Annotated in this window: 13 protein-coding genes; 11 read left to right on the forward strand and 2 right to left on the reverse strand. The window is 67.8% G+C overall.

What is annotated here, in order from left to right:
* Positions 1-202, reverse strand: a 202-nt coding sequence (locus ETD83_RS33620; RefSeq protein ID WP_138649239.1) for a hypothetical protein, incomplete at its 3' end; no start/stop codon positions are given.
* A 313-nt stretch (positions 203-515) separates the two neighbouring features.
* Here ETD83_RS33620 and ETD83_RS33625 point away from each other — a divergent pair.
* The 11 genes from ETD83_RS33625 (at position 516) to ETD83_RS33675 (ending at position 10,241) form a co-directional block, all read left to right on the forward strand.
* Positions 516-1,358, forward strand: a complete 843-nt coding sequence (locus ETD83_RS33625) for a DUF5753 domain-containing protein (protein ID WP_138649240.1) — start codon at positions 516-518, stop codon at positions 1,356-1,358.
* On the forward strand, positions 1,351-1,509 hold the full coding sequence (locus ETD83_RS33630; RefSeq protein ID WP_329603012.1) for a DUF397 domain-containing protein: 159 nt from the start codon (positions 1,351-1,353) through the stop codon (positions 1,507-1,509). The genes ETD83_RS33625 and ETD83_RS33630 overlap by 8 nt, the downstream gene beginning before the upstream one ends.
* A gap of 163 nt (positions 1,510-1,672) precedes the next feature.
* Entirely contained in the window at positions 1,673-1,909 is a 237-nt protein-coding gene (locus ETD83_RS33635; RefSeq protein ID WP_138649242.1) for a hypothetical protein, read from the forward strand.
* 5 nt (positions 1,910-1,914) lie between these two features.
* On the forward strand, positions 1,915-2,442 hold the full coding sequence (locus ETD83_RS33640) for a DUF6879 family protein (protein WP_171064591.1): 528 nt from the start codon (positions 1,915-1,917) through the stop codon (positions 2,440-2,442).
* Positions 2,375-3,292: a helix-turn-helix domain-containing protein gene (locus ETD83_RS33645; RefSeq protein WP_138649244.1), complete on the forward strand. Its 918-nt coding sequence runs from the start codon at positions 2,375-2,377 to the stop codon at positions 3,290-3,292. The genes ETD83_RS33640 and ETD83_RS33645 overlap by 68 nt, the downstream gene beginning before the upstream one ends.
* 213 nt (positions 3,293-3,505) lie before the next feature.
* Positions 3,506-3,940, forward strand: a complete 435-nt coding sequence (locus tag ETD83_RS33650) for a glycine-rich domain-containing protein (protein WP_138649245.1) — start codon at positions 3,506-3,508, stop codon at positions 3,938-3,940.
* A gap of 19 nt (positions 3,941-3,959) precedes the next feature.
* On the forward strand, positions 3,960-4,766 hold the full coding sequence (locus ETD83_RS33655; RefSeq protein ID WP_138649246.1) for a phosphotransferase: 807 nt from the start codon (positions 3,960-3,962) through the stop codon (positions 4,764-4,766).
* Between the two features lie 188 nt (positions 4,767-4,954).
* Complete coding sequence (locus tag ETD83_RS33660; RefSeq protein ID WP_138649247.1) at positions 4,955-6,637, forward strand: AMP-binding protein; 1,683 nt, start codon at positions 4,955-4,957, stop codon at positions 6,635-6,637.
* Complete coding sequence (locus tag ETD83_RS33665; RefSeq protein ID WP_138649248.1) at positions 6,634-8,259, forward strand: AMP-binding protein; 1,626 nt, start codon at positions 6,634-6,636, stop codon at positions 8,257-8,259. Before ETD83_RS33660 ends, ETD83_RS33665 begins: the two co-directional genes overlap by 4 nt.
* A 67-nt stretch (positions 8,260-8,326) precedes the next feature.
* Positions 8,327-9,280: a helix-turn-helix transcriptional regulator gene (locus tag ETD83_RS33670; protein WP_138649249.1), complete on the forward strand. Its 954-nt coding sequence runs from the start codon at positions 8,327-8,329 to the stop codon at positions 9,278-9,280.
* A gap of 331 nt (positions 9,281-9,611) precedes the next feature.
* Positions 9,612-10,241: a TetR/AcrR family transcriptional regulator gene (locus tag ETD83_RS33675; protein WP_138649250.1), complete on the forward strand. Its 630-nt coding sequence runs from the start codon at positions 9,612-9,614 to the stop codon at positions 10,239-10,241.
* A 92-nt stretch (positions 10,242-10,333) separates the two neighbouring features.
* Here ETD83_RS33675 and ETD83_RS33680 read toward each other — a convergent pair.
* A partial coding sequence (locus ETD83_RS33680) for a GntP family permease (RefSeq protein ID WP_329603013.1) occupies positions 10,334-11,785 on the reverse strand: 1,452 nt, incomplete at its 5' end.

Here is an 11,785-nt window from a genome sequence, read left to right on the forward strand (position 1 = left end):
GATATGTATAAGAGACAGCCGCCCCGAGCACGTGCCCACGCTCGCCACCCCACCGGAACCGCCGGCCGTCGCACACGATCACCCGCTCGTCACCTGCGCCCAGCGACGCGGCCAGCCTTTCCCCGTGCACCGTCGCGCGGTATCCCCGCTGCCTGAGCTGCACCGCCAACTCCTCCAGCGGCTTGCCCGTAACATCTCCCATAAGTCCGACTCCTTTCCAGTCGGGCCCAGGGCCCCGGGACAAGTGCTGGTGACACCTCCCGGGGCCCACTCCTCTAATTCTCGGCGACCATCGCGTGGCGCGACGGAGCCAGGAGAAAATCGGACAATATCGGCCCAATTAGTCCGTTCCCCATATTCAGCTCCATCCACCACTCTCCGGGCTTTCGATAGCGGAGGAAGGGAACACTTGCCTGGAATCACCCTCCGCTTCGCGCTCCGAGGGATAGAATGCTCGCAGGGAGAGAAAGCGCGCTAGTTGTACGGGCATTTTTACTACCCCCGGGGAGTGCCACATGAGCGCCGCCAACGAGCTTCGTCCAGAGGACTCGTTCTGGAATCTGATTTCCGTCTACCTGCGGATGGAGCGTCTTCGACGCGGGCTCTCACAGTCCCAGGTCGCCGAGATCATTCAGGCCGACAAGCAGCGAGTAGCAAACACGGAGGCCGGACGCCTGAACATGACTTCCGTCCAGGCCGAGCAGCTTGACGAGGCTTGGGGCACTTTGTTCCGAGTTCTCCGCAAGTACGCCGTCACCCTCGGCCGCGACCAGGAGTGGTGGAAGCAGCTCATCGACTTCGAGACCGGCGCCCTGATCATCAAGTCCTACATCTCGAAGTACATCCCGGTCCCGTTCCAGACGGAGACATACGCACGGCATCTGCTCACCGCCCGGCGAGGTGTCCGAGACATCGAAGCCGCTGTCAAAGGACGGATGGCCCGGTCGAGCCTCCTCCTGGACCAACTCCCGAAGCTCGACCTCTGGGCCCTGATCGACGAGGAGGCCCTGGACCCGCCGATCCCTTCCGAAGCCAAGCGGGAGCAACTCCAGGTGCTTCTGGACCTCACCGAACGAACTAGTGTGAGGATCATCCCGGCCAGAACCTGGCACATCGGCGGAGAAGGGAACTTCGAGCTGATCACTACATCAACCGGGGCAAACGTAGGCTACATGTGGGCCCAGCTAGGGGGCCGACTGGTCCACGACGCCCCGGAGGTCAGGGAACTGGCGCTGCGGTACGACCGAATCGGGGCAAAGGCCCTAACCGAACAGGGCTCACGAGAGCTGATAGAGCAGAGGTTGGAGCGGCTCAATGAACATCGAGTGGCGCAAGAGCAGCAGATCAGGCATGGGTGATACGGCCGGGGACTGCGTTGAGCTGGCCTCGCTGGACGGCAAGATCGGCGTCCGCGACAGCAAGAACCCCCACAACGGCCACCTGACGGTCGGCCGCGACACCCTCCGCCACCTCGTCCGCCAGATCAAGGCCGACAAACTGAACCTCTAGGACCATGCGAAGGCCCTTCGGGCCATCCCTCCTTCGCTCGCAATGCGCGGCGGCCCTCAGGGCGCGCCGCGCATTCGTCGTTGGTCGGAAGGCTTGACCCTTCCACTGCCACCGGTGACCCTTGCTGAGAACGGTTCGCTGAGTTTCTCGCAAGGAGGTCGCCATGCGCGCCGTGTTCCTCGGCAAGGACCCGGATTCCCAGGAGGGACAGTCGCCCACGCTGTACGCCACCGACCGCACCGACCGCGTGACGTACATCGCTCAGGGCTGGAAGGTCACCGACCCCCAGGCGCTCTTGGATATCGGTGACGTGCCCGACCACGAGACTCTGATCGAAATCCCGGAGGACGTGCTCAAGATGTACGCGCTCCGGTACCTGAGCGAGGAGGGTCCGCACTGAGCCGGGTGATCGAACCCGGCCCCGAGTTCAGCCGGCTCTTCCGCACCTTCGAACACACCGCCTTCAGGTTGGAGACGCGCGACGTCTACAAGTCCGCGAACGAGGCCGAGGCGTTGCGCCAGTTCACGGCAGGCGAGGCAGTGGACATGGGCTGGTTCCAGAACTGGCTGAGCATGATCCAGGAGGCCACCGCGGCGGGGCGGCGGTTCTCACGGGTTCGGGTCGTGAGCCTGCCCCTCACCGCCTACAGCCGCTTCGGCGTCTTCTGCGCGGGGTACACGAACGCGGCCGGGGAGGACATCAGGTATTTGAGGCGTATGGACGCCTCTGGCCTGCCGGACTACGACTACTGGTTGTTCGACTCGTCCAAGCTCGTGCGCCTGCATTTCGACGACGAGGAGAATTTTCTGGGTGGCGAACACATCGAAGACCCGGCCGTGATCGTGCAGCACAACCACTGGCGTGATGCGGCATGGCACCGCGCCATACGACGGGACGACTTTGCCACCGAAGCGAACGACGAGCATCACTAGCGTTCACGAGGCGCGTGCCGCGCTCGGCAGGCGACTCCGCGAGCTACGCACGGCCGCCGGGCTCAGCGGTCGGCGGCTCGCGGAGTCGTTGTCATGGCCGCCGTCCAAGGTCAGCAAATTGGAGAATGGCAAGCAGACTCCCACCGACGACGACATCCACGGCTGGACGAGGGCGACCAGCAGCGAGAACGAGACGGAAGCACTCCTCGCTTCCCTCCGCACACTCGAAGTCCAGCACGCCGAATGGCAACGTCAGCTCCGAGTGGGCTTGAAGCCCCATCAGCTGGAGATCTCCGATCTCGACGCCAGGACGCGACATTTCCGGGCGTTCGAGTCCACCTTCATCCCCGGCCTGCTCCAGACCGCCGAGTACGCTCGCTACCGCTTCGCGCAGAGCAACGCCGTATTCACGATAAGGAACGACATTGACGAAGCGGTGGCCGCTCGCGTCCGGCGGCAGGACATCCTGTACCAGCCGGACAAGCGCTTCCACCTCGTCCTGACCGAGGCGGCATTGCGCTATCGGCTCTGCCCGCCCGAAGTCATGCTCGGGCAGCTTGACCGCCTCGTTTCGCTGTCCACCCTTCCGAACGTGAAGCTCGGCGTTATCGGTTTCGAGACGGCGTACGTGGTCGCGCCCGCTCACGGCTTCTGGATTCTGGACGCCGACCGCGTCATGGTCGAGACCTTCTCGGCCGAGCTGAACCTCGCCCAACCGCAAGAGTTGTCCCTGTACAGCAGCATTTTCGACAGCCTGGCCGGAGTTGCCGGCTACGGGCGGAGTGCGCGGGCGATCATCAACCGAGCCATTGACGCCCTCGCGGCCGAGTTCCCGGAAGATGGCGACTGATTTCGAGAGGTCGACTCATCCTTCGAAGGTTCGAGAAATACCAGGAAACTTTCTTCTCATCGCTCTCATTTCTTCCTACTCTCGTTAGCGACGCCGGTCATGGCGACGCGACACCTTCAGGAGTCGCCCACGTGACCGCGTCCCCCTGCGGCCCGGCCCATTCGGCGCACCCGAGCCACAGGCACGATCACGAGGAGCGCCACGGAGGTCACGATGACGATCACCACCGACCGGGCGGCCGAGACCGCCAGGGATCCGCGAGATCTGGTCACGCCGGAGGCGTTCGACAAGATCGTCGACTTCTTCGTCACCCGCCACCGCGTCACCCGGCCGTACGCCGAGCGCGTGTTCGAGCAGACCCTGGTCTTCCTCAAGACCGTCGCCGACAACGCCGATATCCGCGTCGTGCCCGACATCTCGGTGGACCCGGGATGGCACGCCTTCATCGAGCACACCGTCGAGTACGCCGAGTTCTGCGACCGCGTCGCCGGGAGGTTCCTGCACCACGTCCCGATCATGATCGAGGACATCAGCTCCGGCGCCGCGATGGCACGCACCATCCCGGCGCTGCACGCCACCGGCTACCGGGTCGACATGGAATTCTGGGGTACCGGCGAGAGTTGCTGCCCGCCCCAGCCTTGCGTCTGACCGATGGAGAGGCGACCCGATGCGCGACACGTGGACCGGCCTGCCCGTCCAGGTCCGGGAGGCCGTCCAGGCGCACACCGGTGACATAGTCCGCGCGGAGCCGGCGCCCGCCGGTAACCACGCCGACGTCGCCGGAACCCTGCACACCTCGTCCGGCCGGGTCTTCATCAAGGCCGCGCGGAAACTGGACGAGGAGGACGGCGCCGAAGTGTGGTCGCTGCGCAACGAGGCCGCCATCAACCCACATGTCACCGAGTTCGCCCCCCGGCTCCACTGGACGGTGGAGACCGGAGGGTGGCTCGTGCTGGGCTTCGAATGCGTGGACGGTAGGCACGCCGACTTCACACCCGGATCGCCTGACCTGAAGGTCCTGGCCGAGACGGTTCACGCACTGCAATCCGTCCCATGTCCTCCGGTCGTCCAGATGCGCGTCGAACGCCGCTGGGCCACGGTCGCCGAGGACGTCTCCCCCATGGCCGGGACGACGCTGCTGCACACCGACGTCAATGCCGAGAACCTCCTCATCACCCCCGACGGATGCGCCGTCCTGGTCGACTGGGCGTTCGCAGCCCGCGGTGCGGCCTGGGTCGAGCTTGGTCTCTTGCTGCCCTGGCTGCTCAAGGCGGGCCATACCCCGGCCCAAGCCGCGGACTGGGCGGCGCGGTTCCCCTCCTGGGCGGCGGCCGACCCAGCCGACGTCGACCTCTTCTCGGCGGTTTTCGCCGAACGCTGGCGGCGACACGCAGAACGCGACCCCGCCGAATGGGTCGTCCTGCACGCCGCTCTCACCCGCCAATGGGCCGCACACCGGTCGAGGCGGCAGTGACCGCCTCGACGGGCGTTCCGCGGATGCCCCACCCATCCTCAACTGTCTTTACCCCCTCGGCTGGACGATCGACGTTCGTCGCCAAGGGGTAGGAGTCCCTCGGCTACCCCCGTTCGGGGGTGGTGTGGGTCACCCGGGATGGCGAACGATCCTTTTGACGGGTGTCCGTGCGGCTACTAGGAGAGACCATGCCCGCAGTCGAGTTCCGCGCGGCGCGCGACTTCCTGCTCGCGCATCGCGATGACTACGCGACCGCGTACGAGAAGTTCCGGTGGCCCGTCCTGACCGGGTTCAACTGGGCGCTGGACTGGTTCGACAAGATCGCCGAGAGCAACGACTCGCCCGCGCTGTGGATCGTGGAGGAGGACGGGTCCGAGGCGCGGTACTCGTTCTCGCAGATGTCGCGGCGGTCGAACCAGGTCGCGAACCTGCTGCGGCGGTCGGGCGTGCGGCGCGGGGACCGGATCATCCTGATGCTCGGCAACCAGGTCGAGCTGTGGGAGACCGTGCTGGCCGCGATGAAGCTGGGCGCGGTGCTGATTCCGTCCACGCCGCTGCTGGGGACGGCCGATCTCCAGGACCGGCTTATTCGGGGCAAGGCCCGGCATGTGGTGGTCGGTTCGGCGGACGCCGGGAAGTTCGACGGTGTGCAGGGCGAGTTCACGAAGATCGCCGTGGGTGAGCCGGTGGACGGGTGGATCCGGTTCGCCGACGCCTATGAGGACGCGGAGTCGTTCACGCCGTACGGGCTCACGATGTCGCGCGACACCTTGTTGCTGTACTTCACGTCCGGGACGACGGCTAAGCCGAAGCTGGTCGAGCACACGCACGCGTCCTATCCGGCCGGGCATTTGTCGACCATGTACTGGATCGGGCTGCGGCCGGGGGACGTCCATCTGAACATCTCGTCGCCGGGCTGGGCGAAGCACGCGTGGAGCAATGTGTTCGCGCCGTGGGACGCGGAGGCGTGCGTCTTCATCTTCAACTACACGCGGTTCGACGCCGACCGGCTGCTCGACACCCTGGAGCGCTGCGGCGTCACGAGCTTCTGCGCGCCGCCGACCGTGTGGCGGATGCTGATCCAGTCTGATCTGGGACGGCTCGCGAACCCGCCGCGCGAGGTCGTCGCCGCTGGTGAGCCGCTCAATCCCGAGGTGATCGAGCGTGTCAAGGACGCCTGGGGCCGGACGATCCGCGATGGGTTCGGGCAGACCGAGACCACCGTGCAGATCGCCAACACTCCGGGGCAGACGGTCAAGCCGGGCTCGATGGGGCGTCCGGTACCGGGCTACCAGGTCACGCTGATCGATCCGGTCACCGGGGAGCCGGGCGACGAGGGCGAGATCTGCCTCGACCTGGAGGATCGTCCGCTCGGGCTGATGACCGGGTACCACGGCGACGACGCGCGCACCGATGAGGCGATGGCGGGCGGTTACTACCACACCGGCGACATCGGCTCCCGGGACGAGGACGGATACATCACCTATGTCGGACGTTCCGACGACGTGTTCAAGGCGTCCGACTACAAGATCTCGCCGTTCGAGCTGGAGAGCGTGCTGATCGAGCACGAGGCGGTCGCGGAGGCGGCCGTGGTGCCGTCGCCCGACCCGGTCAGGGCGGCCGTGCCGAAGGCGTACGTGACGCTCGCCGCCGGATGGGAGCCGGACGCGGCCACGGCGAAGGCGATCTTCGAGCACAGCCGGGCGCAGCTGTCGCCGTACAAGCGGATCCGGTTGCTGGAGTTCGGCACGCTGCCGAAGACGATCTCCGGCAAGATCCGCCGCGTCGAGCTGCGGACGAGCGAGATCGACAAGCATCCGGGAGTGGAGGACCGGCCCGAGGGCGAGTTCCGCGAGGAGGACCTGCGATGACGTCCTCGTACGCGTCGGGCGTGTCCAGCACGCCGCTGCTCGGCGACACGATCGGCGCGAACCTCGCCAGGACGGTCGCGGCCTTCGCCGATCGCGACGCGCTGGTGGAGCGGGCGTCCGGCCGCCGCTGGACGTACGAGCAGCTCGCCGACGACGTGGACGCCGTCGCGCTCGGCCTGCGCGACCTCGGTGTCGTGAAGGGCGACCGGGTCGGGATCTGGTCGCCGAACTGCGCGGAATGGGTGCTCGTCCAGTACGCGACGGCCAAGCTCGGCGCGATCCTCGTCAATATCAACCCGGCCTACCGGGTGCACGAGCTGGAGTTCGTCCTCAACCAGGCCGGGATCAGGACGCTGGTGTCGGCGCCCGCGTTCAAGACGTCCGACTACGCGGCGATGATCGACGGGGTCGGGCCGAAGTGCGCCGCGCTGCGGGACGTCGTGCTCATCGGCACGCCGGAGTGGGACGCGCTGATGGCGGCGGGCCGCGCCGACGACCCTGCCGTCCTCACCGAGATCGGCCGGACGCTCACCGCCGACGACCCGATCAACATCCAGTACACGTCCGGGACGACGGGCTTCCCCAAGGGCGCGACGCTTTCGCACCACAACATCCTGAACAACGGATTCTTCGTCGGCGAACTGTGCGCGTACGACGAAGAAGATCGCGTGTGTGTTCCGGTGCCCTTTTATCACTGCTTTGGAATGGTGATGGGCAACCTCGCGGCGACCAGCCACGGGGCGTGCGTCGTGATCCCGGCGCCCGCGTTCGACCCGAAGGCGACGCTGGACGCCGTCGCCGCCGAACGGTGCACGTCGCTGTACGGGGTGCCGACGATGTTCATCGCCGTCCTGAACGAGCCGTCGCTGGACGACCTCGACCTGTCGAGTCTGCGCACCGGGATCATGGCCGGGTCGCCGTGCCCGGTCGAGGTGATGAAGCAGGTCATCGAGCGGCTCGGGATGAGCGAGGTCGCGATCTGCTACGGCATGACGGAGACGTCCCCGGTCTCGACGCAGACCCGCGCGGGCGACTCGCTCGACCGCCGCGTCTCCACGGTCGGACGCGTCCAGCCGCATCTGGAGATCAAGGTCATCGACCCGGAGACGGGTGTCACCGTCCCGCGCGGCACGCCCGGCGAGTTCTGCACGCGCGGCTACTCGGTGATGCTCGGCTACTGGGACGAGCCCGACAAGACGGCCGAGGCGATCGACGCCGCCCGCTGGATGCACACCGGCGACCTGGCCGTGATGGACGACGACGGCTACGTCAGCATCACCGGCCGGATCAAGGACATGGTGATCCGCGGCGGCGAGAACATCTACCCGCGCGAGATCGAGGAGTTCCTCTACACCCACCCCGACATCGTGGACGCGCAGGTCATCGGCGTCCCGGACGAGAAGTACGGCGAGGAGCTGATGGCCTGGGTGCGGCTGCGCGAAGGCGTCCCGGGCCTCACGGCCGAGGCGCTGCGCACGTTCTGCGAGGGCAGGCTCGCCCACTTCAAGATCCCGCGTTACGTGCACGTCGTGGACGAGTTCCCGATGACGGTCACCGGGAAGATCCGCAAGGTGCAGATGCGCGCGGAGGCCGTTGACATCCTGGCCCTCGGCGACGCCTAGGACGTCCCGCTTTTACTTTCTGCGTGAAGGGCTTTCGAGACGCCGTCTCACCGGGCATGCTCGGGGCATGGGTGCGCCGATCTCGGAGGAACGAACGCCGGGCGAACTGGGGAACCCCCCTCCCAGAGCCGCCAGAACTCCAGCGACTCCCGGTGTTCCCACCACTCCGAGGGGGACGCGTGACGACGCGGGCGCCGTCCGGTCGGCGGTGCTCACCCTGCACCGGACGACCGGCCTTCCCGTGGTGTTCGGCGGCGCCGTGTCCGGGGGCGCCTCAAGCGGCGGGCATGACCGGCTCCGCATCACCGAACTCGTCGGCAACACGACCGACTCGCTGAACGGGCTCGTCGTCCGCCACGGCAACGGGCTCGGCGGCAAGGCGATGGCCATGGGACGCCCGCTGTGGGTCAGCAACTATCCGTGCTCGGCGTCGATCAGCCACGACTACGACAAGCCCGTCGGGCGTGAGGGGCTGCTGTCGATCCTCGCGGTGCCGATCGTCGTGCGGCGGCGGGTTCGCGGCGTCCTGTACGGCGCGCTGCGCGAACCGCTGTCGCTCGCCGACCGCGTCGTCGGCGCCGCCGTCCAGACCGCCCGCGATCTCGAACAGGACATCGCCGTCCAGGACCGGGCGGACGAGGCGCTCGCCCGCGCACGACCGGCCGTCCCGGAATCGGCGGCCCGCTGGGAGGAGGTCCGGGCCGTCCACGCGGAACTGCGCGCCCTGGCCGAGCGGGTCGAGGACGTCCCGACGCGCGACCGGCTCCGCGAGGCGTCGCTCCGCCTGGCCGCCGCCGGGCTGAACGAGCCGACCGGCTCCCCGCGGCCCGTCCTGTCACCGCGCGAGCTGGACGTCCTGGCATACGTCGCGATCGGCTGTACCAACGCGGAAGCCGCCGACCGTTTGGGCCTGCTCCCCGAGACGGTGAAGAGCTACCTGCGCTCCGCGATGCGCAAGCTGGACAGCCACACCCGCCTGGAGGCGGTGACCACCGCACGCCGCGCGGGCCTGCTTCCCTAGACGACCACACCCTCACGCAGGACGGTGAAACCGCGGGGCCGCGCGGTTTTCACTTCCTGCAATCGGGCCCGGCGACGGGGTCAGCGCCGCGAATGGATGCGCTTCGTCCAGTACAGATCGGCCCCCGTGGCGCACTGCCTGGACGGACCGCTCACCACACGCCGGCTGCGCCGGGCCGTGATCGCTCGGCCGTCCCGCCCGCTCCAAGGGCGGGGACGTCCGCCCCCGAGATGCACTGGAAACCGTAACATCTCGGCGAACAGCAATGTTCGTAGTATTCGTCGTAAACGGGTTACCTCAATCGGCCCGAACCCGTTGATAGCTTGTCCATGTGGACTCCGACGGCTTCACCTCGCTGCCGCGCGGGCGTCATCACCTCACCCGCGCGCAGGTCTCGGCCTCCCAGCGGGAACGCATGCTGCAGGGCATGACCCAGGCGGTCGGGGAGAAGGGCTACGCCCGGACCACCGTCGCCGACGTGCTGAAGCGGGCGCACGTGTCCCGCGAGACGTTCTACGAGCACTTCGCCGACAAGCAGGCGTGCTTCCTCGCCGCCTACCAGGCCGCCGCCGACCGCATCGAGGGCGTCGTCTCCGAGGCGCTCGCGGCCACCGGCGAACCGGTGATGTGCCGGCTCGAACAGGCGTTGTACGCCTACCTGCGGGAACTGTCGGCGGACGGCGGCGCGGCGCGCATGTTCCTGCTGGAGATCTACGCGGCGGGCCCGGCCGCGACGGCGCTGCGGTACACGGTCCAGCGCGGTTTCATCGAGATCGTCGTCGGGCTGCTGGTGGAGGACGAGCGGTTCCGCAGGCTGCCGGACCCCGAGTTCGCGTGCGAGATGCTCATCGGCGGGGTGGCGTCCCTGGTGACCGGGATGGTCGCGATGGGCCAGCACGCCTCGCTCCCGAAGCTGTGCACGCCGATCCTGGCGCACTTCAGATCGCTCCTCGACCGCTAGGTCCATCCTCGACCGCTAGGCCAATCCCCGGCCGACGGCGTGACACCGTGACCGGCGGAGCCGCCGCGCACGGCCCCGCCGGTCGGCACCGGTCAGATGAAAGTGCTCAGGACGGCGGCCATCGCGAAGCCGACGATCGACAGGATCGTCTCCAGCACCGTCCACGTCTTGATGGTGTCGCGCACGGACATGTTGAAGTAGCGGGAGATGATCCAGAACCCGCCGTCGTTGACGTGCGAGGCGATGATCGAGCCCGCCGAGATCGCGATGGCGATCAGCGCGATGTGCGGGTCCGAGTAGTCCTCGGCCTTCACCAGCGGCGCGACGATGCCGCCGGTGGTGACGATCGCGACGGTCGCCGAGCCCTGCGCGACCCGGAGCCCGCAGGCGATCAGGTAGGCGAGCACGATCACCGGCAGGCCCGCGTCCGACATGGTGGTGGCGAGGGCCTTACCGACCCCGGTCGCCGACACGACCGCGCCGAAGAACGCGCCACCGCCGATGACCAGCAGGATCATGCCGATCGGGCGGAGCGACTTGGCGGCGAGGTCGGACAGCTCGGCGGTCGAGATGCCGCGCCGGATGCCCAGCAGGTACATCGCGAGCAGCACGGCGAGGGTGAGCGCGACGACGGGGTTGCCGATGAACGTCAGCGTGGGCAGCGCGGGGCTGTCCTCCCACCACACGGTGCTGAACGTGGCGAGCAGGATCAGCACCAGCGGCACCGCGATGATCAGCGCGACGAGGGCGAGCGACGGCTCCGGCTCCTTCCCTTCCTGCTCGGCCTTGTCCTTCTCCGCGACGACGTACTCGTCCGGCACCTCGATGAAGATGCGCTTGCCGATCCAGGCGCCCCACGCGACACCCGCGACGAGGAACGCGGGGATGCCGCAGATCAGGCCGAAGATGATGAGCCAGCCGAGCGGGACTTCGAGGAGCCCGGCGACGGCCACCGCGCCGGGGTGCGGCGGCAGGAACGCGTGCGTCATCGACAGCCCGGCTAGCAGCGGCATCGCGTACAGGACGAGGGAGCGCCCGCCCCGCCTGGCGGTGATGTAGACGAGCGGCGCGAGGACGAAGATACCGACGTCGAAGAAGACGGGGATGCCGAAGATGAGCCCGGCGAGGCCCATCGCGAGCGGCGCGCCGCGCTCGCCGGCGACGCTCAGCAGCCGCCGGGTGAGGACGTCGGCGCCTCCGGACCGCTCCAGGATCGCGCCGAGGATGGTGCCGAGCCCGACGATCGGCGCGATGTGCCCGAGGAGCCCGCCGAAGCCCTTCTCCAGCACGGACTCCTTGGAGCTGAGCGCGGTACCGACGATCTCCTCGACGCTCAGCCCGGCGACCAGCGCGAGGGCGAGGCCGGAGACGAGGAGCGCGATGAACGGTTCCAGCTTGACCTTGATGATCAGGAACAGCAGGACCGCGATGGACACGGCGCACAGCGTCAGCAGGCCGCCCGTCTCATGTTGCAGCCAATGGACCATTGACGTGACCCTCTCGGTGAATGGGGGTGTGGGGGTGCCGAGGGCGTTGGGCGAGGT

Origin of the sequence: Actinomadura soli (assembly GCF_005889715.1) — a bacterium.
GTDB classification, from domain to species: Bacteria; Actinomycetota; Actinomycetes; order Streptosporangiales; family Streptosporangiaceae; genus Spirillospora; species Spirillospora soli.

Excerpts from the sequence above, each read along its gene's own strand:
- ETD83_RS33625 (WP_138649240.1), top strand. The coding sequence starts at position 516 with ATGAGCGCCGCCAACGAGCTTCGTCCAGAGGACTCGTTCTGGAATCTG.
- ETD83_RS33630 (WP_329603012.1), top strand. The coding sequence starts at position 1,351 with ATGGGTGATACGGCCGGGGACTGCGTTGAGCTGGCCTCGCTGGACGGC.
- ETD83_RS33635 (WP_138649242.1), top strand. The coding sequence starts at position 1,673 with ATGCGCGCCGTGTTCCTCGGCAAGGACCCGGATTCCCAGGAGGGACAG.
- ETD83_RS33645 (WP_138649244.1), top strand. The coding sequence starts at position 2,375 with ATGCGGCATGGCACCGCGCCATACGACGGGACGACTTTGCCACCGAAG.
- ETD83_RS33650 (WP_138649245.1), top strand. The coding sequence starts at position 3,506 with ATGACGATCACCACCGACCGGGCGGCCGAGACCGCCAGGGATCCGCGA.
- ETD83_RS33655 (WP_138649246.1), top strand. The coding sequence starts at position 3,960 with ATGCGCGACACGTGGACCGGCCTGCCCGTCCAGGTCCGGGAGGCCGTC.
- ETD83_RS33660 (WP_138649247.1), top strand. The coding sequence starts at position 4,955 with ATGCCCGCAGTCGAGTTCCGCGCGGCGCGCGACTTCCTGCTCGCGCAT.
- ETD83_RS33665 (WP_138649248.1), top strand. The coding sequence starts at position 6,634 with ATGACGTCCTCGTACGCGTCGGGCGTGTCCAGCACGCCGCTGCTCGGC.
- ETD83_RS33670 (WP_138649249.1), top strand. The coding sequence starts at position 8,327 with ATGGGTGCGCCGATCTCGGAGGAACGAACGCCGGGCGAACTGGGGAAC.